This window comes from Streptomyces lunaelactis, from assembly GCF_003054555.1.
Classification (GTDB): domain Bacteria; phylum Actinomycetota; class Actinomycetes; order Streptomycetales; family Streptomycetaceae; genus Streptomyces; species Streptomyces lunaelactis.
This window is the reverse complement of record NZ_CP026304.1, coordinates 1305064-1328144: the sequence shown is the minus strand read 5'-3', so window position 1 is coordinate 1328144 and position 23081 is coordinate 1305064. Positions and strand designations below refer to the sequence as shown.

Here is a 23081-nt window from a genome sequence, read left to right as displayed (position 1 = left end):
GGCTGTTTTTCGCCGTTTCTGGCGTGGAGTGATCGCCTCCCCGCTGCAAGGCGTCCAGCTGCCGGGACGCCTGGGCGACCAGCCGGGAGGAGCCCCCGCGCCCGGCCCCCGCCGCCAGTATCTCCTCAGCCCGCGCTGTGATGCTTCGGCGGTCAGCGGTCCCGGCGGAGGGGCCGAGGCGGCGACCGAGCCGCGCGGTACCGAACGACGGTCGGGGGACGGCATCCGTGGGCTGTGCCACATCGTTGCGCCTCACAGGAGCAGGTCAGCGTGCCGCTCGTACCGCATGCGCCATCAGCCGCACCCCGCGCACGATGTCGGACGGCGCCAGATGCGCGTACCCGAGGACGAGCCGTACTCCGGCATCCGGTACGTCGGCCGTCCGGTAGTCGGCCAGCGGGCGCACCGCCACTCCGGCCCGCTCCACCCGCTCCAGAAAGCGCGGCTCGGGACCGTACCGCTCGGGCAGCCGCGCGATGATGTGCAGTCCGGCCGCGATGCCGCTGACCTCGGTGCCGGGGAAGTGCTCCTGCAGCGCGTCGACCATCGCGTCCCGCCGTTCCCGGTAGGCCCGCTGGCAGCGCCGCAGTTGACGGTCGTACTCGCCGCGGGTGATGAAGTCCGCCAGCAGCGCCTGGTCGAGGGCCGGATTGCCGAGATCCATGGTGCGTTTGCGCTCGACGACCTCGTCCATCAGGTCCGACGGTACGAGCAGCCAGCCGAGCCGGAGTCCGGGGGCCAGGGACTTGCTCACCGAGCCGGTATAGGCGACGCGTTCCGGATCGAGACCCTGGAGCGCGCCGACCGGGGCGCGGTCGTAGCGGAAGTCCCCGTCGTAGTCGTCCTCCACGATCAGGCCGTCCACCGAGCGTGCCCAGTCGAGGAGTTCGGCGCGGCGGCGGGCGGAGTAGGCGAGCCCGGAGGGGAACTGGTGCCCGGGCGTGGTGATTACGGCCCCCACCCCCGCACGCCGGAGCGGCCCCGGCGCGATCCCCTCCGCGTCCAGCGGCAGCGCGACCGTGCCGAGGCCCGCCGCCGCGAACAGCACGGCGTGGTCGGGGCTCCCGGGATCCTCGACGCCCACCGTGCGCAGCCCGCGTTCCCGCAGTGCGAAGCCGAGCAGGCTCATCGCCTGGGCCACCCCGGAACACACCAGCACCCGCTCGGGGTCGGCCACCACCCCGCGCCGTCGCGTCAGCAGGGCGGCGAGCGCGGTGCGCAGCTCGGGCAGGCCGCGCGGATCCGGGTATCCGAGCGCGTGGTGCGGCAGCCGCGCCAGCACGGCCTTGTGCGCGGCGGCCCAGGCGGCGCGCGGGAAGAGCGACAGGTCAGGGGTGCCGGGCCGGAAGTCGGCGCGCGCGCCCGGAGTGCGCGGCGCGAGATCGCGCGCCGGGCGCGCGGCCTCCCGCACCGCGTCACCCACCCACGTCCCCGCACCCCGTCCGCTGCGCAGATATCCCTCCGCGGCCAACTGCTCGTACGCCTCGGTCACCAGGCCGCGCGATACGCCAAGGTCGGCGGCGAGCTCGCGGCTCGAAGGCAGCCGCGTCCCGGCCGTCAGCCGGCCCGATCTGACCGCCACACGCAGCGCCGACTGGAGCGCCCGCCCGCGCCGACGGGCCGGGGCGGACGCGGCGGGCAGCAGCAACTCCCAGGCCGCGGCCCACGGCTCACCGTCGGCGCTCACGGAATCGCCGGTCACGGAATCGCCGCTGGTGTCGTCGGCCGAATTGGTCCCCGAAGCTGCCATGGAAGTGGACCTTAATCCGGACCGCTCCGCTTTCTAGCGTCGGCTCCATGAACACGTACTCCCCGCGAGGGTCGTTGCTCGCCGCACTCGCCTGCGTCCTCGTCGGCGCCTCCTTCACCGCCAACAGCGTCCTCGGCGACTACCCGTTCGCGGGCGGCCAGGCGCTCCGCTACGGACTGGCCTTTCTGCTGCTCCTGCCGCTTCTCGGGCGCGGCGGTACGGCTCCGCTGCGCTCCCTCACCCGCCCCCAGTGGGGCCGGCTCGCCCTGCTGGCCGCCGTCGGGATGGTCGGCTTCAACCTCGCGATACTGGCCGCGGAGCGCACCGCGGAACCGGCCGTTCCAGGCGTGTTCGTCGGCTGCGCGCCGGTCATGGTGGCGGTCCTCGTCCCGCTGCTGGGCGGCCGCCGCCCGATCCGGCCCGTGCTCTACGGCGCGCTGCTGGTGGCGGCCGGCGCCTTCACCGTCCAGGGGTGGGGCCGCACCGACCCGGCGGGCATCGCCTGGTCGGTGGCCGCGCTGGTCGGCGAGGTCGGGTTCGCGGTACTCGCCGTCCCGGTGCTGCGACCGCTCGGCCCGAAGCTGCTCTCCGCCACCGTCTGCGCCGTGGCGGCCCTGGAGTCGGCCGCCCTCGGTCTCGTGCTCGACGGGCGTGGCTTTCTGGCCGTGCCCACCGGACAGGAGGCCGTCGCGCTGCTCTGGCAGGCCGCTGTCGTCACGGTGATCGGCTTCGTCTGCTGGTACATGGGCATGCAGCGGATCGGCGCCGAACGGGCCACCCTCTTCTCCGGCCTGATCCCCGTCTCCGCCGCGCTGACCGCCCCGATCGTCGGCACCGGGGCGTACGGCATCGCACAGGCTGCGGGCAGCGCGCTCGTCGGCGGCGGGGTGGCGCTCGGCTCGGGGGTCCTGGGCCGTGTCTGGCAAATCCCGCCGAGACACGGCCCAGCGCGCCGGTCAGCGGCTCCCGTCCAGGAGAACGCGCGCGACGAGCGCGGGGTCGTCGTTCATGGGGACGTGACCGCAGCCGGGCAGCCGGACGAGGCGCGCCTTGGGGATGGCCTGTTTGGCCCTGATGCCCTGGCGGCGCAGGAGCAGCCGGTCCCGCGTCCCCCAGCCGATGGTGACCGGCACATCGGGCACGTCGTCGGTGAACAGGATGTCGCGGCCGGCGGCGAGCGTCTGGTGGAATCCGGCTGCCGCACGGAGTGCGAGCGTCTCGGCGACGGCCGCCTCGGGTGAGCGCCGGCCGGGCCTGGCGTAGATGCTGCTGGTCAGCGCGGCCCGTCCGGCGGCCGACCGGGACAGCCGCTCGATCAGCGGCAGGGGCATCGACTCGGCACCGAGGCGCATGGCGCGGAGCGCCAAGAAGGCGTAGCGCCGCTCGCTCTGCGACCAGAAACCGGCGGGCGAGAGCGCCGTCACCGACCGTACGAGCTTCTCGCGCCCCAACTCCAGGGCGAGCAGCCCGCCGAGGGAGTTCCCGGCGACATGCGGACGCTCGATGTCCAGCGCCTCGCAGAGCGCGCCGAGCACCGAGCGGACGGCGGCGAGATCGTACGACACTCCCTCGGGCAGCGCGCGGGAGGTGCCGAATCCGGGCAGGTCGACGGCTATGACATCGCGTTCGGCGGCCAGGATCCCGAGCACCGGCTCCCAGGCCTGCCAGTGGTGCCCTATGCCGTGGAGCAGCAGCAGCGGCTCACCCTTCCCTGCGCGCTCATACGCGACGGACAGCGTGTGGCTGCCCCGGGGGGTCTCGATGGGGAAGGAGATCTCTGCGGCCATGCTGCTGCTCCCTGTGTCGCCGGCCGCCCGATGCAGACAGTCCGTCAGTAACAATTACCGCTCAGTAGCTTCCAGTTCAAGGGGGCGGGAAGGGCCTGCTGTGCACTGTGCCGCGCGACGCACCCGCACCGCCTGGACAGCCGGTGCGAGGTCGGCTGGGATGGGGGAGTGGCAGCCGACACCGTGACCGACGTCTTCGAAGACCTCCGGCCCGTCCTGACAGGAGTGGCCTACCGGATGCTCGGCCGGGTGGCCGACGCCGAGGACGTGGTGCAGGAGGCCTGGCTGCGCTGGTCCGCCGGTGAGCGCACCGACGTCCTGGACCCGCGCGGCTATCTCGTACGGATCACCACCCGCCTGGCCGTCGACCGGCTGCGGCAGATCCGGTCACGGCGCGAGGTGTACGTCGGCCCCTGGCTGCCGGAGCCGATCGCCACCGACTTCGGTGACACCGTGCCCGACACGGCCGAGCGTGCGGTCCTCGCCGAGTCGGTGACGCTCGCCGTACTGGTGGTCCTGGAGGCGCTGTCGCCGCTGGAGCGTGCGGTGTTCGTACTGCGCGAAGCCTTCGGATTCCCCTACGGCGAGATCGCCGCCACGCTCGACCGGTCCGATGCGGCCGTACGGCAGCTCGCGGGCCGGGCGCGCCGGCATGTCGAGGAGCGCAAGCCCCGCTACGACGTCGACCCGGCCCAATGCCGCGATCTCACCGAGCGGTTCATGGCCGCCGCGTCCGGAGGCGACCTCGACGCGCTGCTCGCCCTGCTCGCGCCCGATGTGCGGCTGGTCGGCGACAGCGGCGGCAAGGCGAAGGCGCCGCTGCGTGTCATGGAGAGCGCGGACAAGGTCGGACGCTTCCTCTTCGCCGTGGCGCAGCAGCCGATTCAGGAGATGGGCTTCCGCTTCATCGAGATCAACGGCGCCCCCGCGCTGCTCGTCCTGTCGGCCGGAAAGCCGGACAGCGTCTTCCAGTTGGAGGTTCTGGACGGACGGGTCCAATGCGTCTACATCATCCGCAACCCCGACAAGCTGGTCTCCCTGGCATCTCTTTAGAACCTGCGACACCGCACGTCAGACCCCGTGTCCGGATCGGGCGCGGGGTCTTGTGCTGCGCGCGCTTCACGAGGGTACGAACGTCCTGTGAACGCTCTGCGACTCCGGCCCGCTGCGCTGCGTAACCGGCGCAGGATTGGTCTTGACCAAGGGTGTGCGCCGTCCTATGGTCGGAGGGATAGTGCAAGAACCTTTAATAAACAAGGGCGCGGAAAAGCCGCCGGTGACACGGCGATTGCGGAGGATCAGGGTGGGGACCACGCAGCTGGAAACAGTGCCGGAGCCGAAGTACTGGCACCTCAAGACCGTGATCGGCGAAGCACTCGACTCGGACTTCTCAGTCGGCGAGATCCTGCCGAACGAGCGGGATCTGGCCGCTCGCTTCGGAGTCGCCCGCGCCACGCTCCGGCAGGCGCTCGAACAGCTCGAACTGGAAGGCCGGTTGCAGCGACGCCGTGGCGTCGGTACGACCGTCGCCCCGCCCCGTATGGGCGTCGACGTCTCCACTACCGAGCACGCCTGGCCGGGAGCCGGCCAGGACGCCTGGCAGTCCGTCGACTGCACGAACGTGGTGCCGCCCCAGGCGGTGGCACGGCTGCTCGACACGGACGCCGGCGAAGAGACCCACACCGTGCGCAGGCTGCGCGTCAGCCATGGCCAGTCCGTCGCCGCCGAACTGCTCTATGTGCCGGTCTCGTCCGTGCCCGAGCTCTCCGCGATCGACGCGCCGTCCGGGCCCGCTCGCGCCCGTGGCGTACTGCGTGAGCTCCAGCGGCTCGACCTCGAGGGCCAGGACCGCGCGGTGGAGCTGGGCTCCGCGCGTGCCGACCACGCCAAGGAGCTCGACCGGCTGCCGGGCGCGCCCGTCCTGGTCGTCACCACCCGCTACTTCTCCGAGGGCAGGACCGCGGCCGTCTCGGTCGCGACCTACCGCGCCGACACCTGCCGGCTCACCTTCGGGGACTCCGGCGACCTGGAGATCAGCGAACACGAGCAGGAGCAGGAGCGCCGCGCTTCCTGAGCCACGCTGCCTCAAGTCCCGTCGTCGTACGGCACGTCACGTCTCTTCGTACGGCCCGTCGCACCGAGCTCGCGCTCAGCGGCGGGCCGTCACCGTTCGCTCGACGGCGAAGAGCTGCTCCTCGACATGGTCGAGCGCCAGCCGCAGCGCGCCCGTCGCCACGGCCGCCTCGCCGAGCAGCGAGAGTGCCACCCGCGGCGGGCGCAGACAGTAGCGGGACAACTCGTCGCGCAGCGGATCGAGTACGCCGTCCAGGCCGGCCGCCCAGCCGCCGATGACGACCAGCTCCGGATCGAGGGCGAGCACCAGCGCCGCCACATCGTGCACCAGACGCTGGATGAACCGTTCGACCGCCGCCTGCGCCCGGAAATCGCCCTGCTTGGCGAGGGTGAAGACATCGGCCACGGCCTGCTCGTCGAGTGGGTGCAGCGGCTCGTCCGTCGTCGACAGCAGCTTCTCGGGGGTCACTTCGCGGCCCAGCAGATGCAGCGCCCCGATCTCGCCCGCCGCGCCGCCGAAGCCGCGGTGCAGCCGCCCGCCGATCAGCGACCCGGCTCCCGGGCTGAGCCCCGCCAGGACGAAGACGATGTCGTCCGAATCGGTCGCCGCGCCCTTCCAGTGCTCGGCGACCGCGGCGGCATTGGCGTCGTTCTCCACGAGCACCGGGCAGCGGAACGACCTGCGCAGCCGCTCGCCGAGCGCAAGACCGGTCCAGCCGGGCAGCGCGGTCCCGAGCCGTACGGTGCCGTCGGCCTCCACGATCCCCGGGGAGCCGACACCGACCGCCCGCAGACTGCTGCGTGCGACCCCGGCCCGCCGCAGTACATCGGCGACGACCAGCCGTACCCGCTCCAGCCGCTCGTCCTCGGAGGCCGCCTCCGACACATCCCGGGAACCGGCGCCGATGATCCGCCCGTCCAGACCCGAGAGCAGGGCGGCGACGCGGTGCGATCCGATCTCGACACCCAGCAGATGCCCGGCCTCGGCCCGGAACCGGAACTTGCGGGCAGGCCGCCCCTGACGGCGCGTACCGCCCTCCTCGGCGACGCTCTCCACGACGAGACCGGTCTCGATGAGTCCCTCGATCACGCCCTCGACGGTGGGCCGGGACAGCCCGGTGATCCGGGTCAGATCCGTGAGCGTGGGGCAGTCAGCGCCCCGCAGTGCATGGAGTACCACCGCGGAGTTGATCCGCCGCAGCAGCGACGGGTCTCCGCCGGTCAGCCGCCCCACCGTGTGTCCTCCCAGCTCGAGCGCGTGTCAGGCGGATCGTACTCGTTGGCAGCAGGGGCGGCGAGTGGCGTACGGGGTGCGCGGGACTGCATGTGCGAGGCACGAATACCGGCCGCACGCCGCGCGCCCTCAGAACCGTGCGTGGGCGGTGATGTCCGCGCCGAACTGGTCGATCATCTCGGGTGTCACGGTCGGCCTGCACTGGGCGACGGCCGCCAGATAGTCCTCGGTGCTCGCGCCGAGCGCCCGCTGATCGCCCGCCCCGATCCCGATGGTCGCCAGATCCCGCTCGAACGCGGACTGGGCGGCGATCCGGGCCGCGTGCTCGATATCGGCCGGAGTGAACAGTTCACTGGCTGCCACGAGCACGGTCACATCCACATCGGCCCGGCCGTCCGTGTACCGGGACCAGATCGCAGCCCGCGCTGCCGTGTCCGGAGTGCCGATGGGGATCAGATAGTCGAACCTGCCGGGCCGCAGGAACGCCGGGTCGAGCGACCGGATCGAGTTGGTGGCACACACCAGCAGCCGCTCGTCCCGCTCCCGGAAGCCCGGTATCAGCTTGAGCAGTTCATTGGTCACCCCGTGCATCCCGCCGGGCTGCGCGGGCTCGGTGCGCACCGGCGCGATCTCCTCGACCTCGTCGATGAAGACAAGCACCCGCTCGAGCTCCGCGATCCGCGCGAACGCGCTGCGCAGCGCCGCCGCGAGATTGCCCTCGTCGGCCAGCCGGGAAGGCAGCAGCTCGACGAACGGCCAGCCCAGTTTGGAGGCGATGCCCCGGGCGAACGTCGTCTTCCCGGTCCCGGGCGGGCCGAACAGCGCGACGGCCCGCGGCGGCCTGACCCCGTGCCGGGCGGCCCGCTCCGGCTCGGCCAGCGGCAGTACGACGCGCCGTTCGATCAGATCCTTCTCCGCCTCCATGCCGGCCACCTTGGCCCACAGGTCGCTCGGCAGGAACCGGCCGCCGAGGTCCTCCAGCAGGCTGGCCGCGGGGCCGTGCAGCGGCTCGACCTTCTCGAAGTAGGCCACGGCGGGCTGCCGGGTGTAGCCGGCGTTGAGCAGGCCCTCGCCGAGCAGGTCCTCCTCGGGCAGGACGTAGGCGATACGGCCCACGCGGGCGGCGACGAGCCGTCGCTCCAGCTCCACGAGGAGCGCGCTGGCCAGCCCGCGGCCGCGCCAGACGGAAGAGATCGCGATACGCATCACCCAGGCGCGCTCTCCGGCCACACAGGCGAGCGCCGCCCCGATGGGGACGCCCTGATGGACGGCGACGACGGCGGGCTGCCGGGAGGTGAGCGCGCCGATGCATTCGGCCAGGGAGAAGACGGACTCCTGCCCCAGTTCGGCCGTGGTGTCGATCAGGTGGACCACTGCCGCGAGATCGCTCTCGCGGTAGTCGTGGATGAGCCAGTTCACCGGTACCGCCCCTCGTTCGTGCTGTTCCGGTGAGGCTAGGGGCGACGGTGCGCCGGGTCGTGCTCCACTTCGCACAAGCTGCTGCCGCAAGTCGGCCGTTCTGGCTCTGGGCCGCCTCCAAGATGGCCTGACGGAGCGCCAGTTGTCAGTGCCTGCAGGTTTACTGGGGGCATGACCACGGCACGGCACCTCGACATGATCGACTTGCTGCGCTCCCGGGAGTTCCCCGCGGAGCCGGGCCCGGCGGACGTCGGCACGGCAGGTCCCGGATTCCATATCGCGGAGCTGAACGGGCACTTCGGCGACTGCGCGGACGCGGACGAGGGGGACGAGGGGACAAAAGCGGCGCAGCGTGCGGCCGAGCACGAGGCTTTGCTCAGAGTACTCACCAAGCGCTGGGGTGAGGCCGATGTCCTCAGTCTCTTCAGCACATCGCTGCGCGCAGCCGCTGACGAACCCATACCGGAGCCGTGGCTGCGGCTCAGCGCGACGGTCCCGGATGTGAGCCTGTGGCGGATCGAGGACCGGTGGATCGCGGTCGGCGCCTCCGAGGTCCAGCTCCTGGTGGTCGTGACCGAGATCGACCCGCCCTAGGGCCTCTCGTTTGGATCTTGCCGGGCTCGCGTGCCCTGGCACGCACACTCGCCGCGTTGTCGTCGGTCGGCATGGCTCCGCCATGCCTCCCTCCTCCGCCTTGCGATCGCACGCACCAGACCCCGCTCACTCATCCGGCCTGATCCAAACGAAAGACCCTAGGAGGCCTCGGCGGCAGCCCGCAGCCGGCCGAACTCCTCCGCCATCGTCTGCGCCGTCCAATGGGCGTTGAGCCCGCTGGGGTTGGGCAGCGCCCAGATCCTCGTGTCACCGATCGTCCGCTCCTGCGGCCTTGCGTACAGCGGGGGTCGCCACCTTTTGCCGACGCCGTCGACGAAGGCGCGTCAGTGGTGGTGGCCGTGCCGGCCGAGGGTCTCCACGGGGGTCGCGCCGGGGCGGGTCCACTGCGGCACGGGCCGGCTGGTCGGGCCCCAGGTGGCGACGCCGTCGGCGTCCGAGCGCCAGTACCAGCAGGCCTGGCGGCCCTCGGACGGGTGCCCCTCGCGGACATCGCCGATCACGGGCCGGCCCTCGGGGTTGTCCTCCCACGCCTCGCCGCGGCCGTAGGGCGTCATGTCGAGCAGGCCGAGGGACCCGTTGACCGGCTCGTTGCCACGGCCCGTCGTGGAGTAGGTGAGGAACACGCGGTCGTCGTCGCGCAGGAAACAGGCGATGTGCCCCATTTCTCCGCCGACCGGCGCCTCCACGCCCCGTACCGAGTACCAGGGCTGGGTGTAACCCATGAACTCGACGTAGGGAGCCACCTCGTCCCACGGGCCCGAGGTCAGGACGGCGAACGAGACGCCCCGGGCGTTGACGTAGACGGCGTCCTTCACGTGCCAGGCCGTGGTGGTGCAGCCCTCGCACTGCCCCTGGTACGGCGCGCCGTCGTACCACATGTGCTTGTAGACCACGAGCTCGTCGCGCCCCTGGAACAGGTCGAGGAACGGGACCGGCCCGTCAACGCCGGTGACCTCGACCGCGCCGTCGAGCTCGACCATCGGCAGCCGCCGCCGGGCCGCGGCGATCGCGTCGCCCTCACGGGTGTGCGCCTTCTCGCGGACCAGCAGCTCCTCGCGCGCCGCCTGCCAGGTGGCCAGGTCGACGACTGGCGGCTTGCCGGGGAGGTTGCTGCTCGCGTTGCCGGGCGTGGTCGTCATGGTGTCCTCCGTGATCTCTCGTGCCAGGCAGCGTCGTACGACGTCCTGCGACGCTCACCAGAACAGACTCGCGCCCCGGCCGGAACTCATTGCGGCAGGGGGTGCTCTCGGCCGAGCCTGCACGGACCACGTCGGGCCGACAAGTTCACAGACGCGCTCGCAGAGATCTGGCGCCTGAGGTCCTCGACCGTCCTCACAGGGCAACTACCGGCAACGACCTCCTCCAGGTTCTCTCGGAGTAGGGCACACTCACGAGTGATTCAGCACCCTGGTCCGGGGAGTCAGCGCAGACGACGTCACACCCGAACGGGTGAAGTGCAGAGAAGTAGAACCGGCCAGAAGCGGTTCCCCGGCCGGGCGAAGTGGTGCCCCGTCGCCGCGGACATCGGGCCCCGGTTGATCCCGCAGAACAGCACACGCAAACCGCCCGCGACCACATCGTCGATGACGCGGTCGCGGGCGGCCTTCAGCTCCTCGGGGTCAGAGGATCGACCCAGGGGTGTAGCCGGCGGCCTCCGGGTGCTGCTTGACGATCTCCTCGATGCGGGAGACCACCGCCGCCACCTGGTCGGCCGCGGCACCGGTGAACGACAGCTTGTCGGCCATCAGCTCGTCCAACCGCGCCCGGTCCAGCGGGATCCGCTCGTCCGCCGCCAGCTTGTCGAGCAGCTCGTTGCGCTCGGCTCCCCGCTCGCGCATCGCCAGAGCCGAGGCGACCGCGTTCTCCTTGATGGCCTCGTGCGCGACCTCCCGCCCGACCCCGGCGCGCACCGCGCCCATCAGGACCTTGGTCGTGGCGAGGAAGGGGAGGTACCGGTCCAGCTCACGGGCGACGACGGCGGGGAAGGCGCCGAACTCGTCGAGCACCGTCAAGAACGTCTCCAGCAGACCGTCGAAGGCGAAGAACGCGTCGGGCAGTGCCACCCGCCGTACCACCGAGCACGAGACGTCGCCCTCGTTCCACTGGTCGCCCGCCAGCTCGCCGGTCATCGACGCGTAGCCGCGCAGGATGACCATCAGGCCGTTGACGCGCTCGCAGGAGCGGGTGTTCATCTTGTGCGGCATCGCTGAGGAGCCCACCTGGCCGGGCTTGAAGCCCTCGGTGACCAGCTCGTGCCCGGCCATCAGCCGGATCGTCTTGGCGACGGAGGACGGCGCGGCGGCAAGCTGCACCAGCGCGGAGACGACGTCGTAGTCCAGCGAGCGGGGGTAGACCTGGCCGACCGAGGTGAAAGCGTGTGCGAAGCCCAGGTGCCCGGCGATGCGCTGCTCGAGCTCGGCGAGCTTCGCGGCGTCGCCGCCCAGCAGGTCGAGCATGTCCTGCGCGGTGCCGACCGGGCCCTTGATGCCGCGCAGCGGGTAGCGGCCCAGCAGGTCCTCGAGGCGTCCGTACGCCACCAGCAGCTCGTCGGCCGCGGTCGCGAAGCGCTTGCCCAGCGTCGTGGCCTGCGCGGCGACATTGTGCGAGCGCCCGGCCATGACCAGCTCGGCGTACTCACCGGACAGTTTGCCGAGTCGCGCCAGCACCGCGACCGTACGGTCGCGCATCAGCTCCAGCGAGAGCCGGATCTGCAGCTGCTCGACGTTCTCGGTCAGATCCCGGGAGGTCATGCCCTTGTGGACCTGCTCATGGCCCGCGAGCGCGTTGAACTCCTCGATCCGCGCCTTCACATCGTGGCGGGTGACCTTCTCGCGCTCGGCGATCGACGCCAGGTCGACCTGGTCGAGCACCCGCTCGTAGTCGGCGAGGGCGGCCTCGGGCACCTCGATGCCGAGGTCCTTCTGGGCGCGCAGTACCGCGAGCCAGAGCTGACGCTCCAGCCTCACCTTCTGCTCGGGGGACCACAGGACGGCCAGCTGCGCAGAGGCGTAGCGGCCGGCCAGGACATTGGGGATGCGGGGCTTGGCAGTCACGTGTACGGATTCTACTGGCGGTTTACGCAGGCCAGCGCCCCGGTCCGGTTTGTGGCTTACTACGAACGCGGATCCTTGAACGGCAGCAGCTCGGGCCGCTTCGCCGGCCGGCCGTCCCCGGACGAGCGTCCGGTGAGCCGCCGCCCGATCCACGGACCCAGATACTGGCGCGCGAACCGCAGGTCGCCGACCCGCCGCGTCGCCCACCCGGGGTGCACGACGGGCGGCAGCAGGGCCTGCCAGTCGTCCTCAGCCGCCAGCCCCAGCGTCTGCCAGACGGCCTCGGCGACCCGTCGGTGCCCGTCGGGCGTCAGATGCAGCCGGTCCACGTCCCACATCCGCTGATCGCCGAGGGCCTCGGACCCGTACAGATCCACCACCAGGGCACCGTGCCGGGCGGCCAGCTCGTCGACGAAGGTGAACAGCTCCTCCATGCGAGGGCGGAACCGTTTCATCACCGGCCCCTTGCGGCCGGGGCTGCGCATCAGCACCAGCTGCTTGCAGGATGGCGCCAGCTTCTCCACGGCCTCCTCCAGGAGTCCGTGCACCCGCCCCATGTCGTACGTGGGCCGCAGCGTGTCGTTGAGGCCGCCCACCAGCGTGACCACATCCGCCTGCATGGCGGCAGCGACATCGACCTGCTCGTCGACGATCTGGCCGATGAGCTTTCCGCGTACGGCGAGATTCGCGTACCGGAAACCCGGGGTGCGGGCCGCGAGCCTGGCCGCGAGCAGATCCGCCCAGCCGCGGTACGAGCCGTCGGGCAACAGGTCGGACATGCCCTCGGTAAAGGAATCGCCTATCGCGACAAAACTGGTGTAGCTGGCATTGATCTCCATGGCGGACCGATACTACCGCGCGGTAAGGTCCGTCGGTTCCGTACCGGGAGGGGAGCTCTGTGAGTGACGCGCTGCTGAACGCGCTGGCCGAGTCGCTGGCCGATCTGGTGACCACGATCGACACCTGTGACGACGGTGTCCTGGACCCCGACACCGCCGTGAAATGGCTGGAGAGCACGGGCTATCTGCTCGCCCGGCTCCCGCCCACGGACCGCCGGGCCCTGTCCGTACTGGTGCGCAGGGCCGCGGCGCGCCAGCCCGACGGAGCCTGGCGCGACGATCTGCTGCGGATCCCCGAGAGCTTCGGCCTCGACGACGACCAGCACGAGCTGTACTGCGACGCCGTCGAACAGCTGGCGCGGCGGTTCGTGGAGACGGTGCGTGATGTGGATCCCGGCACGCCCGTGCCGAGCTGTCCCGGCTGGACCTTCGCCGACCTGGTGAGGCACCACGGCACCACGCACCGCTGGATGGAGCACCTCGTCCGGACACGGGCCGCCGAGCGGGTCTGGTCGCGGGACGTTCCCCTCGACCTCCCCGACGACCCGGCAGCGTATCCCCAGTGGCTGGCCGCCGGCGCCGAGGCCACGCTGCGCACGCTGCGTACCGTCGACCCCGAGACGCCGATGTGGTCCCACGGCGCCGACCAGCGCGTGCGCTTCTTCCCCCGCCGGCTGCTCTTCGAGGCCGTCGTCCATCTCGCCGACGCCGAACTCACCCTCGGCGTCGAACCCCGTATCCCGGCGAGCACGGCGGCCGACGGGATCGAGGAGTTCCTGGAGAACCTGCCGTACTACTCCTGGATCGCCGAGCCCGTCGGAGCCATGGCGGACGGCTCGGTCCGGCTGGCGGCCGCCGACACCGGCGCCGCCTGGACGATCACCTTCGGGGGCGGCAGTTTCGCCTGGACGAGGAGCGCGGGGGAGGCCGCCGCCGGAGTCGAGGCCACCGCGGGCGATCTCCTGTTGCTCGTCTACGGGCGCGTCCCGGCGGACGACGAGCGGTACGGCATCACCGGCGACCGCGCGGTCCTGGATGCCTGGCTGGCAGCGAGCGCGTTCTAGGCTTTGTCAGACACGGCCGAGGGCCTGTCCGGACGGCCCGGTCCGTGGTCTCACCGAGACCACGGACCGGGCCGTCAGGGAACCGGTCAGCGCGGCCGGCCGACCAGCTCGCGCAGTACGTCCTCCATCGTCACCAGGCCCTCGGGCGTGCCCTCCTCGTCCACGACCGCCGCCAGGTGCGTACGGCTGCGCCGCATCGCCGTGAGCACATCGTCGAGCGGGGTTGACGCCCGGACCCGCGCGATCGGGCGCATCGCCGTGACCGGGAAGGGAACATCGCGCGGAGTCGCGTCCAGCGCGTCCTTCACATGGAGATAGCCCAGGAGCCGGCGGCCCGCGTCGACCACCGGGAAACGGGAGAACCCGGATTCCGCCGAGAGCAGCTCCAGCTGCTCGGGCGTCGTCCCGACGCGGGCGTACACCACGCGCTCCGCCGGCATCACCACATCCCGCACCGGCCTGCGCCCCAGCTCCAGCGCGTCCCGCAGCCGTTCGGCCGACCGGTCGTCGATGAGCCCGGCATCGCCTGCGTCCCGCACCAGCCGCGCCAGCTCGTCGTCCGAGTAGGTCGCGGACACCTCGCCCTTCACCTCGACCCGCAGCAGTTTGAGCAGTCCGTTGGCGAGGGCGTTGATGGTGAAGATCACCGGTCGCAGTGTCCGCGACAGCGTGACGAGCGGCGGGCCGAGCTGCAGGGCGGTCCGGGTGGGCTCGGCCAGTGCGATGTTCTTCGGCACCATCTCGCCGAGCAGCATGTGCAGATACGTCGCCAGGGACAGCGCGATCACGAACGAGATGGGGTGGACCAGGCCGTGCGCGACACCCACGGCGTCGAACACCGGCTCCAGCAGATGCGCGATGGCGGGCTCGGCGACGATGCCGAGCACCAGGGTGCAGAGCGTGATGCCGAGCTGCGCGGCCGCCAGCAGCGCCGAGACATGCTCCAGACCCCACATGACACTGCGGGCCCGCCGGTCCCCGGCCTCCGCCAGCGGTTCGATCTGGCTGCGGCGTACGGAGATCATGGCGAACTCCGCGCCGACGAAGAAGGCGTTGACCACCAGGGTCAGAAAGCCGATCAGAATCTGAATCGCGGTCATCGTCCGGCCGCCTCGCTCGGGTCGGCGGACGGGAGTGGCGCGTGCATCAGCACCCGTGCCGCGCGCCGCCCGGAGGCGTCGACGACATCGAACCGCCAGCCCTCCAGATCGATCCGGTCGCCCTCGACGGGGATGCGCCCGAGCTCGGTGGCGATGAGCCCGGCGAGTGTCTCGTACGGGCCTTCCGGCACCCGCAGCCCGACCCGCTCCAGCTGGTCGGTGCGTGCCGCGCCGTCCGCCGACCAGAGCGCGCGCCCGTCGGCGTCCTCGCCCGCCGCGGCCAGGTCGGGAGTCTCGTGCGGATCGTGCTCGTCGCGCACCTCGCCGACGACCTCCTCGACGATGTCCTCCAGCGTCACCACACCGGCCGTGCCGCCGTACTCGTCGATGACGACGGCCATCGTGTTCTTGCCGGACAGCCGGTCGAGCAGCCGGTCCACGGTCAGTGTCTCGGGCACGAGCAGCGGCTCGCGCAGCAGCTCGGAGACGCGGTGGCGGCGGCGGCGTGCCGCCGGGACCGCCAGGACGTCCTTGATGTGTGCGATGCCGACGACGGTGTCGAGGCTGCCCCGGTAGACGGGGAAGCGGGACAGGCCGGTGGCGCGGGTGGCGTTGGCGACGTCCTCGGCGGTGGCCTGCACCTCGAGGGCTGTGACCTGGACCCGCGGGGTCATGACGTTCTCGGCGGTCAGCTCGGCCAGATTGAGGGTGCGTACGAACAGCTCGGCGGTGTCCGCCTCCAGCGCGCCCTCCTTGGCCGAGTGGCGGGCCAGTGCGACCAGTTCCTGCGGGCTGCGGGCCGAGGCCAGCTCCTCGGTCGGCTCCATGCCGAGCCGTCGCAGAATGCGGTTCGCGGTGTTGTTGAGATGGCTGATGAGGGGCTTGAAGGCCGCGGTGAAGACACGCTGCGGGGTGGCCACCACCTTGGCGACGGCCAGCGGGGACGAGATCGCCCAGTTCTTCGGGACCAGCTCGCCGACGACCATCAGCACGACAGTGGACAGCGCGGTGCCGATGACCAGGGCGGCCGACGAGGCCACCGAGGGGGAGACGCCGAGTGCCTCGACCGGCCCGCGGATCAGCTTGGCGATCGACGGCTCGGAGAGCATGCCGACGACCAGATTGGTGACGGTGATGCCGAGCTGGGCGCCGGAGAGCTGGAAGGTGAGGCTGCGCACGGCCTTCAGCGCGGACGCCGCACCGCGCTCGCCGCGCTCGACGGCCCGCTCGAGGTCGCCGCGCTCAACCGTGGTGAGGGAGAACTCCGCCGCGACGAAGGCTCCGCAGGCGAGCGAGAGCAGCACCGCCACGGCGAGCAGGAGCACTTCGGTCATCGGTTCACCTCCGTCCCATGATCGGGCAGGGGGAGGTGGAATGCGCGATGTCGGCTACTGGGAGGCTCGCCCATGGGCGGACGCTCACACCTTTCGTACGGGGGTGAATAGTCCACCCATGGTAAAGGACGGGCAAAGTGGCCGGCGTGTCGGCTGCCGCCTGCGTGGGATCGGCCGGACAGGGCCTTAAACGAACGGCTTCACCCAGCGGCGCCAGTGGTCCTCGCGGTGGTAGCCGGCGGCTGCCCACGCGTGCTGGGCGCGCTCGTTGGCCTCCAGCACCATGGCGTCGCCGCGCCTGCCGCCCACGGCCAGGAAGCGCTTCTCGGCCGCTTCGAGGAGCGCCGTCGAGATCCCCTGGCGGCGGTGGGAGGGGAGTACGGCGAGCCGGTACAGGGAGCAGCGCCAGCCGTCGTACCCGGCGATCACGGAGCCGACCACCCGGCCCTCGGACTCGGCCAGGATGAGCGCCTCGGGGTCGCGGGTGATCAGCCGGGCGACCCCGTCGACGTCATCCGTGATGCTGGTGCCCTCCGCCGCCTCCTTCCAGAAGGCGAGGATGGTCTTCGCCTCGTCCGCCGCCGCGGGGCGTATGTGCAGGTCGATCATGTGCGGGAGCCAAGCACGGCCCGGCGTGGCCCCGCCACCGACTTCCAGTGTTCGAGACGGGTCCGCATGTTTGCCGTCCGGGGTGGGACTCACCCGCGCGGTTCCTCGAACACCGGGCCGGAGCGCGCCGGCTCACCTGGGCGACTACTCGTGGGCGATGGCGGCCAGCACATTCATCCGCGAGGCGCGCAACGCCGGAAGCACCGCGGCCGCGAGCCCGACCACCACCGAGCCCACCACTACCGCGACGAGCGTGCCCCAGGGCACCGCGAACGCCTTCAGGCCCTCGAGTGCCAGCACCTGCTGCACCGCCACACCCCACACCATGCCCAGCGCCAGCCCCAGCAGTGCCCCGAACACTGCGATGACGACGGATTCCAGCCGGATCATGCGGCGCAGCTGGATCCGGGAGAGACCGATGGCGCGCAGCAGCCCGATCTCGCGGGTCCGCTCAACCACCGACAGGGCAAGGGTGTTGACCACACCGAGCACCGCGATCACGATCGCCAGACCCAGCAGCGCGTAGACGAGATACAGCATCACGGCGATCTGCTGGCGGATCAGTTCCTTGTAGTCGGCCTGATCCCTGACCTGTACCTGCGGATAGGGATCGAGTGCGCTTTCAAGGCCCTTGCGCAGTTCTGTCGCATCGCTGCCGCTCGCGGCGTTGACGTACAGCGCGGCCTCCTGCCCGCCCGGCAGATACTTCTCCACGGTGGCGAGCCCCATGAACAGGCCGCCCTCCATGCCCGGGCCCCCGCTCTGGTCCATGTTGGTGAGCGCGCCCACCGTCAGCCGGGTCTTCTGCCCGCCCGGGAACTCAGCCGGAAGGACGGACCCGATCCGCACCTTGTGGTCCATGGCGAAGTCCCGGTCCATGGCGATGCTGCCGGGTGCCAGCGCCGCGGCCGTGTCCCCGCTCGTGTAGGTGATCCTGGCGGCCTCGTCGAGCTTCGGGTCGTAGCCCGAGGCCGTCGACTTCACCCGCTTCCCGTCCGGCAGGTTCAGCGCGAGTGGCGCGAAGCGCTGCCGTACGACCGTCCCGGCGCTCTCGACGCCCCGTACCTTCTCCGTGATCTCCTGCGGGAACGGCATGAAGTTGCTGTTCTGCACGACGAAGTCGGCGCCCAGCGTCTTGTCGATCTGGTCGTCGAAGGACTTGGTCATCGAGGCGCTGGCGATCGAGAGCCCGGCCACCAGCGCCAGGCCCACCATGAGCGCGGACGCGGTGGCGCCCGTACGCCGTGGATTGCGCAGCGCGTTGCGCTGGCTCATCCGGCCGACCGAACCGAAGATCCTGGGGAACGCCCCGCCGAGCACCCGGATCACCGGCCGCACCAGCAGCGGCCCCGCCACCACCGTGGCGATCAGCGTCAGCACCACGCCGAGACCCAGCAGCGAGGCCGCCGTGGAGGTCTTCTCGCTCACCACGCAGCCGGCGAGCGCGGCGGCTCCCGCCGCCGCCAGCACGCTCCCCGCGATCGCCCGGATCCTCAACGGCCGTCCCACACCCGCCACTTCGGCATCGGTGAGCGCGGCCATCGGGGAGACCCGGGCCGCCCGCCGGGCGGGCAGATACGCGGCCACGAAGGTGACGCCCACGCCGACCACGTAAGCGGACACCGGAGTGGCCACCCCCACCACCATCTCGGCGGCGCTCAGATTCATGCCGAACAGGGCCATCAGCTCGATCAGCCCGGCCGCCAGCCCGATTCCGGCGGCCAGCCCGAGCGTCGAGCCGACAAGACCCAGCAGCAGCGCCTCGGTCAGGACCGAGCGCCGCACCTGTCGGCGGTCCGCACCGAGGGCCCGCAGCAGCCCCAGCTCACGGGTGCGCTGCGCGATCAGCATCGAGAAGGTGTTGACGATCAGGAAGATGCCGACCAGCACCGCGACGCCCGCGAAGCCGAGCATCACGTACTTGATGACATCGAGGAACGGACCCAGCTGGGCGGCGGCCGACTCGGCCTGTTCGTCGGCGGTCTTGAGCTCGTACGCATCGCCCAGTTCGGCCGCGATCCGCTGCTTGAGCGTCGCGTCGCTGACGCCCGCGGCGGCGTCCACCGAGAGCGAGGTGGCGACCCCTGGCCTGCCGAGGAGCTTCGTCTGGGCGGTCGGGGTGTCCAGGAAGACCAGCGCGGCACCGGGGTTGGTGGTGGTGAAGGTCGCGATACCGACGATCTCGACCTTGAACGACCCGGGCTGAGCGAGGACGGTGAGGCTGTCCCCGATCCGTACCTTCTTCTTGTCGGCGGTGTCCTTGTCGAGCAGCGCCTCGCCCGGACCGCTCGGCTCGCGCCCGCTGGTCAGCTTCACCGGGCTGCGTTCGGTGACATACCAGTTGGTGGCGATGGTGGGCGCGCCGGTCGTCGGCCCGACCGGGTCGTTCGCGGCGTCGACGACGGTGATGTTCTCCACGGCCGCGTCGACGTGCGTCGCCGCGACCCCGTCGACCGCGCCGATCCGGTCCGCGAGAGCGACGGGCACGGTGCGTACGACGCCCGTCGGCAGGGACTCGTCGATGCCTTCCTTCGGCGCGACCGTCACATCGGCGGAGGTGGAGGCGAAGAGCCGGTCGAAGGTACGGGAGACGGTGTCCGAGAAGATCAGACTGCCGCTGACGAAGGCCACGGACAGCAGCACCGCGAGCGCCGAAAGGAGCAGACGGCCCTTGTGCGCGAAGAAGCTCCGAAGTGTTGCCCTCAGCATCGCGGCCTCAGCTCTTGCGCAGGGAGTCGGTACCGGGGGTCTGGGGGTTTCCTCCGGAGAGGAGGCGCATGCGGTCCAGCACCGTCTCGGCCGTCGGGTCCTGCATGAGGTCGACGATCCGCCCGTCAGCCAGGAAGAGCACCTGGTCGGAGTGGCCGGCCGCGCCCGGGTCGTGCGTCACCATCACCACCGTCTGCTCCAGCCGGTCGACGGCCTCGCGCAGGAAGGACAGCACTTCCGCGCCGGCCCGCGAGTCGAGATTGCCGGTCGGCTCGTCGGCGAAGATCAGCTCCGGTCGCGAGGCAAGCGCGCGGGCACAGGCCACGCGCTGCTGCTGCCCGCCGGAGAGCTCGGCGGGCCGGTGCCGCAGCCGGTCGCGCAGACCGAGGGTGTCGATGACCTGATCGACCCACTCGCGGTCGGGTTTGCGCCCGGCGATGTCCATGGGGAGCGTGATGTTCTCGGCGGCGGTCAGGGTGGGCAGCAGATTGAACGCCTGGAACATGAAGCCGATCCTGTCCCGGCGCAGCCGCGTGAGCTCGCGCTCCTTCAGGCCGGTGATCTCGGTGTCGCCGAGCCAGACCTGACCGGCGGAGACGGTGTCGAGGCCGGCGAGGCAGTGCATCAGCGTGGACTTGCCCGATCCGGAGGGGCCCATGACCGCGGTGAACCGGCCGCGCGCGATGTCGACATCGACGGCGTCCAGGGCGCGCACGGTCGTCTCGCCCCTGCCGTACGCCTTGGTCAGGGCCCTCGCCCGGGCGGCGAGCGGCACATCCGCGGCCTGGTCGTGGGTGGGTGCAGTGGCAGGTGTGGACAAGGCCGCCTCCCGGGTCGTGGCCGCTCCGACTCCCGTACAGGAGGCGAGAATAGAGGGGGTGCGCGGGCGTTGGTATCCATCGTAGGTCCGGTCATCGGGGTTCATGTAAGGGGCATTCGACGGACCGCTTGCCGATGCTAGCGTCGGCGCGCTAGCGTATGGATGTGGCCAAGACTCAGTTGAACGTAAGAGTGGACGAGACCACCGCCGAGGCCGCGCGTCAGCGGGCCCTCCAGCGCGGGATGAGCGTGAACCGCTATATCGAGGAGCTCGTCAAACAGGACGCGGGCGAGGTGGGGCGCACCTTCGTCGAGGCGGCGTCGGACTTCATGAAGCAGTACGAGTCCGTCTTCGCGGAGGAATTCGGCGAGTTCGGCACCGATACGGGTACGGGTTCCGCCGAGGGCACGGGTAAGGCTTCCGGCACGGGCGCCGGCCGCGAAGGCAAGCGTTGAACCTCTCGATCGACCTCGCCTGGCTCCTCATGGTCGCCGAGCACAAGACCCCCGGCGATCCGCAGGTCACCGACTGGGGCGCACTTGTCGCCGCCGTCAGCCGTCATGACGCCGAGATATTCGGTATCGACGTCTACAGTGACCCGCACGCACGGGCCGCCGCCCTGCTCCAGCTGCTGCTGCATGTGCCCGCGCTCGAGCACTCCAACGCCATGTTCGCCTCCGCCGTCGCCTACGGCTATCTCGTCGCCAGTGGGCTGAAGGTCGTCACCTCGCCCGAGCAGGTACGGGACCTGGCGCGGCTGGTCAAGGAGGCCAAGGCGGACGTCAGGACCATCGCCGGCGAGCTGCGCCAGTGGAGCGAGTGAGCTAGTCCGTGGCGAAGGGCCGCCGTGCCACGCCCAGCACGCAGGGGGACGACGGCAGTCGAATCCCGCCCTCGGGCACGGAGAACCTGCGGTACGTCCCGAGCTCGAAGCCGGCGGCCTCGATCGCGGCGATGGTGTCCCGCGAGGTGTGGCAGCCGCCGAAGAGCAGCGGCCAGACCGTACGGTCCAGGGCCCGCTGTGTCCTGGCCATGCCCCGTCCTGCGGCCAGTCCGTGCTCGAAGAACCGCAGCTCACCGCCGGGGCGCAGGACTCGTCTGATCTCGGAGAGCGCCCGCGGCAGATTCCGTACGGAGCACAGCACCAGCGAAGCCACGGCCGCGTCGAAGGCCTCACTCTTGACCGGCAGTGCCTCGGCCGCGCCCGGCACCACATCCACCGGGACACCAGCGCGCTGGGCCGCCTCCACCGCCAACTTCCGCAGGCTGCGCTCCGGTTCGAGCGCGATCACCTCGGAGACGGCGGAGGGATAGCGCGCGAAGTTCAGACCGTTGCCCGCGCCGATCTCGATCACCCGGCCCGAGACTCCGGCCAGCAGCTCATCGCGGTAGGCACCGATGCCGCCCTTGACGTCGGCCGTCACGCTGATCCGTGCGTAGAAGCGCGCGAAGAGCGGATGGTGGACCGCGTCCCGGGGCACGTTTCTGCTGCGCATCGGCATCGTGGGCCTCCCTGGGGACGGACGGGCCGGTCACCGTCATTGTCCCCCTGTGCGGTGCCGGTCAGCCGCCCAAGGCGGCGACGAAGCAGAACTCGTTGCCCTCCGGGTCCTGGAGCACCTGGAACCGCCCGTGGTCGTCGGTGACGACCGCTCCCACTCGTACCGCGCCGAGCCCCACCGCCTCGACGGCAGCCGCGTCGACGTCGCCCGCGTCCAGATCCAGGTGGAGCCGGTTCTTGGCGGCCTTGCCCTCGGGCACGCGCTGGAAGGCGACCCGTACGAAACCGGGCGGGTCGGTGTACGACCAGTCGGCGCTGCGGTCCACCGGGTCGCCGCCCAGCAGGGCGGCCCAGAAGCGCACGAGGTGTGCGGGGTCGTGGCAGTCGAAGACGATCTCGTCGATCCGTGCGTGCATGGCGATCAGCGTACGGCGGCAGCGGTGAAGGTGTCGGCGGTGAAGGTGTCGGCGGTGAAGACGTCTGCGTCCCAGGAGCCGCCGAGCAGCGGCGCGAGCCAACTTCCGGCCCGCGCCCGGAACTCCGCGGTCGCCAGCGTGCCCACCCCCGCCGGTACGGCCCCGAGCAGTGGCGCGCCCGCGGCCTCGGGCAGGTCGGCGAGATTGCACCGCGCCGCCAGATCCGGCTCGCCGGGCCAGCTCCCGACCACGACGCCGAGCTGCTCCAACTCCCGGGCGCGCAGGGCCTCACCGGTCAGCGCGGTCGCATTGAGCGTGCCAAGACCGGCGGCCGCAACGACCAGCACGGGCGCGCCGAGCAGCCGGGCCACATCGGCGAGCGTCCCTCCGTCCTCGTCCAGCCGCACGAGCAACCCACCGGCGCCCTCGACGAGTACGAGATCGTGCTCACCGGCCAGCTTCTCCACCGCCTCGACGACCTCCTGGGGCCGCACGGCATCCATTCCGGCCCGCCGCGCGGCAGTGGCGGGCGCGAGCGGCTCGGGATACCGCGCGAGTTCGACGACGGCGACATCCCCCACGAGCCGCCTCACCTCGTCCACATCCCCCGCCTCACGGCGCCCGACCCCGGTCTGCGCGGGCTTGACCACAGCGACGCCCAGTCCTTGCGCCCGCGCGACGGCGGCGAGCGCGGCGGTGACGACGGTCTTCCCGACCTCGGTCCCGGTCCCGGTGACGACGATGACTGCCATGGCTGT

The 23081-nt window shown here is 71.3% G+C and carries 21 protein-coding genes and 3 pseudogenes; 7 read left to right on the top strand and 17 right to left on the bottom strand.

The window, feature by feature from the left end; all coding sequences use genetic code 11:
* Positions 1 to 265: 265 nt before the first annotated feature.
* Positions 266 to 1750 carry a MocR-like pyridoxine biosynthesis transcription factor PdxR gene (gene pdxR, locus SLUN_RS05760; protein WP_108147460.1) on the bottom strand — a complete coding sequence of 495 codons (1485 nt, stop codon included), beginning with the start codon at positions 1748 to 1750 and terminating at the stop codon, positions 266 to 268.
* Positions 1751 to 1797: 47 nt separating this feature from the next.
* Between pdxR and SLUN_RS42565 the strand changes: the two are divergent.
* A pseudogene (locus SLUN_RS42565) lies at positions 1798 to 2202 on the top strand (EamA family transporter); the annotation flags it as partial.
* Positions 2203 to 2706: 504 nt separating this feature from the next.
* On the opposite strand, the gene SLUN_RS05750 reads toward SLUN_RS42565, so the two are convergent.
* The gene (locus tag SLUN_RS05750) at positions 2707 to 3537 is read right to left on the bottom strand and encodes an alpha/beta fold hydrolase (RefSeq protein ID WP_108147459.1); all 831 of its coding nucleotides are present in this window, start codon (positions 3535 to 3537) and stop codon (positions 2707 to 2709) included.
* Between the two features lie 168 nt (positions 3538 to 3705).
* Here SLUN_RS05750 and sigJ point away from each other — a divergent pair, with 168 nt between their 5' ends.
* The gene (gene sigJ / locus SLUN_RS05745) at positions 3706 to 4590 is read left to right on the top strand and encodes an RNA polymerase sigma factor SigJ (RefSeq protein WP_108147458.1); all 885 of its coding nucleotides are present in this window, start codon (positions 3706 to 3708) and stop codon (positions 4588 to 4590) included.
* A gap of 250 nt (positions 4591 to 4840) precedes the next feature.
* Positions 4841 to 5611, top strand: coding sequence for a GntR family transcriptional regulator (locus SLUN_RS05740; protein WP_108147457.1), 771 nt, complete (start codon positions 4841 to 4843; stop codon positions 5609 to 5611).
* 75 nt (positions 5612 to 5686) lie between these two features.
* On the opposite strand, the gene SLUN_RS05735 is transcribed toward SLUN_RS05740, so the two are convergent.
* Both SLUN_RS05735 and SLUN_RS05730 read right to left on the bottom strand, forming a co-directional pair.
* Positions 5687 to 6844, bottom strand: coding sequence for an ROK family transcriptional regulator (locus SLUN_RS05735; protein WP_108147456.1), 1158 nt, complete (start codon positions 6842 to 6844; stop codon positions 5687 to 5689).
* Positions 6845 to 6973: 129 nt separating this feature from the next.
* Positions 6974 to 8263, bottom strand: coding sequence for an ATP-binding protein (locus tag SLUN_RS05730; protein WP_108147455.1), 1290 nt, complete (start codon positions 8261 to 8263; stop codon positions 6974 to 6976).
* A gap of 171 nt (positions 8264 to 8434) precedes the next feature.
* On the opposite strand from SLUN_RS05730, the gene SLUN_RS05725 reads away from it, so the two are divergent.
* Positions 8435 to 8857 (top strand): hypothetical protein, encoded by a 423-nt coding sequence (locus tag SLUN_RS05725; RefSeq protein ID WP_108147454.1) that lies wholly within the window; start codon positions 8435 to 8437, stop codon positions 8855 to 8857.
* A gap of 158 nt (positions 8858 to 9015) precedes the next feature.
* On the opposite strand, the pseudogene SLUN_RS40945 reads toward SLUN_RS05725, so the two are convergent.
* The 5 genes and pseudogenes from SLUN_RS40945 to SLUN_RS05700 all read right to left on the bottom strand — a co-directional run.
* Positions 9016 to 9147, bottom strand: a pseudogene (locus tag SLUN_RS40945) (mismatch-specific DNA-glycosylase); the annotation flags it as partial.
* A gap of 54 nt (positions 9148 to 9201) precedes the next feature.
* Positions 9202 to 10017: a DUF899 domain-containing protein gene (locus tag SLUN_RS05715; protein ID WP_108147453.1), complete on the bottom strand. Its 816-nt coding sequence runs from the start codon at positions 10015 to 10017 to the stop codon at positions 9202 to 9204.
* A 326-nt stretch (positions 10018 to 10343) separates the two neighbouring features.
* Positions 10344 to 10514 (bottom strand): annotated as a pseudogene (locus SLUN_RS42305) (uracil-DNA glycosylase family protein); the annotation flags it as partial.
* Positions 10498 to 11931: an adenylosuccinate lyase gene (purB, locus tag SLUN_RS05705; protein WP_108147452.1), complete on the bottom strand. Its 1434-nt coding sequence runs from the start codon at positions 11929 to 11931 to the stop codon at positions 10498 to 10500. The gene purB and the pseudogene SLUN_RS42305, both read right to left, overlap by 17 nt.
* 59 nt (positions 11932 to 11990) lie before the next feature.
* Complete coding sequence (locus tag SLUN_RS05700) at positions 11991 to 12770, bottom strand: SGNH/GDSL hydrolase family protein (protein ID WP_108147451.1); 780 nt, start codon at positions 12768 to 12770, stop codon at positions 11991 to 11993.
* A gap of 59 nt (positions 12771 to 12829) precedes the next feature.
* Here SLUN_RS05700 and SLUN_RS05695 point away from each other — a divergent pair, with 59 nt between their 5' ends.
* Complete coding sequence (locus tag SLUN_RS05695; protein ID WP_108147450.1) at positions 12830 to 13834, top strand: maleylpyruvate isomerase family mycothiol-dependent enzyme; 1005 nt, start codon at positions 12830 to 12832, stop codon at positions 13832 to 13834.
* An 86-nt stretch (positions 13835 to 13920) separates the two neighbouring features.
* Here SLUN_RS05695 and SLUN_RS05690 read toward each other — a convergent pair whose 3' ends face one another.
* The 5 genes from SLUN_RS05690 to SLUN_RS05670 all read right to left on the bottom strand — a co-directional run bounded on the left by SLUN_RS05690 (position 13921) and on the right by SLUN_RS05670 (position 20406).
* Positions 13921 to 14934, bottom strand: a complete 1014-nt coding sequence (locus tag SLUN_RS05690) for a hemolysin family protein (protein ID WP_108147449.1) — start codon at positions 14932 to 14934, stop codon at positions 13921 to 13923.
* A complete protein-coding gene (locus SLUN_RS05685) occupies positions 14931 to 16268 on the bottom strand; it encodes a hemolysin family protein (RefSeq protein ID WP_108147448.1) in 1338 nt (445 codons plus the stop codon). The genes SLUN_RS05690 and SLUN_RS05685 overlap by 4 nt, the downstream gene beginning before the upstream one ends.
* A 186-nt stretch (positions 16269 to 16454) precedes the next feature.
* Positions 16455 to 16877 carry a GNAT family N-acetyltransferase gene (locus SLUN_RS05680; RefSeq protein WP_108147447.1) on the bottom strand — a complete coding sequence of 141 codons (423 nt, stop codon included), beginning with the start codon at positions 16875 to 16877 and terminating at the stop codon, positions 16455 to 16457.
* Positions 16878 to 17021: 144 nt separating this feature from the next.
* Complete coding sequence (locus SLUN_RS05675; protein WP_108147446.1) at positions 17022 to 19586, bottom strand: ABC transporter permease; 2565 nt, start codon at positions 19584 to 19586, stop codon at positions 17022 to 17024.
* A gap of 7 nt (positions 19587 to 19593) precedes the next feature.
* Positions 19594 to 20406 (bottom strand): ABC transporter ATP-binding protein, encoded by an 813-nt coding sequence (locus SLUN_RS05670; RefSeq protein WP_254708356.1) that lies wholly within the window; start codon positions 20404 to 20406, stop codon positions 19594 to 19596.
* Between the two features lie 164 nt (positions 20407 to 20570).
* On the opposite strand from SLUN_RS05670, the gene SLUN_RS05665 reads away from it, so the two are divergent.
* Complete coding sequence (locus SLUN_RS05665) at positions 20571 to 20861, top strand: antitoxin (RefSeq protein WP_257153674.1); 291 nt, start codon at positions 20571 to 20573, stop codon at positions 20859 to 20861.
* Positions 20858 to 21229, top strand: coding sequence for a fic family toxin-antitoxin system, toxin component (locus SLUN_RS05660; RefSeq protein WP_108147443.1), 372 nt, complete (start codon positions 20858 to 20860; stop codon positions 21227 to 21229). Before SLUN_RS05665 ends, SLUN_RS05660 begins: the two co-directional genes overlap by 4 nt.
* A gap of 1 nt (position 21230) precedes the next feature.
* Here SLUN_RS05660 and SLUN_RS05655 read toward each other — a convergent pair whose 3' ends face one another.
* The 3 genes from SLUN_RS05655 to bioD form a co-directional block, all read right to left on the bottom strand.
* Entirely contained in the window at positions 21231 to 21908 is a 678-nt protein-coding gene (locus SLUN_RS05655; protein WP_108147442.1) for a class I SAM-dependent methyltransferase, read from the bottom strand.
* A 61-nt stretch (positions 21909 to 21969) separates the two neighbouring features.
* A complete protein-coding gene (locus SLUN_RS05650) occupies positions 21970 to 22323 on the bottom strand; it encodes a VOC family protein (RefSeq protein ID WP_108147441.1) in 354 nt (117 codons plus the stop codon).
* A gap of 5 nt (positions 22324 to 22328) precedes the next feature.
* Complete coding sequence (gene bioD / locus SLUN_RS05645; RefSeq protein ID WP_108147440.1) at positions 22329 to 23075, bottom strand: dethiobiotin synthase; 747 nt, start codon at positions 23073 to 23075, stop codon at positions 22329 to 22331.
* Positions 23076 to 23081 lie beyond the last annotated feature (6 nt).

Bases quoted from the DNA above. Each gene is read 5' to 3' on its own strand.
- SLUN_RS05750 (WP_108147459.1), bottom strand. From the start codon at position 3,537: ATGGCCGCAGAGATCTCCTTCCCCATCGAGACCCCCCGGGGCAGCCAC.
- SLUN_RS05715 (WP_108147453.1), bottom strand. From the start codon at position 10,017: ATGACGACCACGCCCGGCAACGCGAGCAGCAACCTCCCCGGCAAGCCG.
- SLUN_RS05690 (WP_108147449.1), bottom strand. From the start codon at position 14,934: ATGACCGCGATTCAGATTCTGATCGGCTTTCTGACCCTGGTGGTCAAC.
- SLUN_RS05655 (WP_108147442.1), bottom strand. From the start codon at position 21,908: ATGCCGATGCGCAGCAGAAACGTGCCCCGGGACGCGGTCCACCATCCG.
- SLUN_RS05680 (WP_108147447.1), bottom strand. From the start codon at position 16,877: ATGATCGACCTGCACATACGCCCCGCGGCGGCGGACGAGGCGAAGACC.
- pdxR (WP_108147460.1), bottom strand. From the start codon at position 1,750: ATGGCAGCTTCGGGGACCAATTCGGCCGACGACACCAGCGGCGATTCC.
- SLUN_RS05725 (WP_108147454.1), top strand. From the start codon at position 8,435: ATGACCACGGCACGGCACCTCGACATGATCGACTTGCTGCGCTCCCGG.
- SLUN_RS05685 (WP_108147448.1), bottom strand. From the start codon at position 16,268: ATGACCGAAGTGCTCCTGCTCGCCGTGGCGGTGCTGCTCTCGCTCGCC.
- bioD (WP_108147440.1), bottom strand. From the start codon at position 23,075: ATGGCAGTCATCGTCGTCACCGGGACCGGGACCGAGGTCGGGAAGACC.
- SLUN_RS05700 (WP_108147451.1), bottom strand. From the start codon at position 12,770: ATGGAGATCAATGCCAGCTACACCAGTTTTGTCGCGATAGGCGATTCC.
- SLUN_RS05650 (WP_108147441.1), bottom strand. From the start codon at position 22,323: ATGCACGCACGGATCGACGAGATCGTCTTCGACTGCCACGACCCCGCA.
- SLUN_RS05675 (WP_108147446.1), bottom strand. From the start codon at position 19,586: ATGCTGAGGGCAACACTTCGGAGCTTCTTCGCGCACAAGGGCCGTCTG.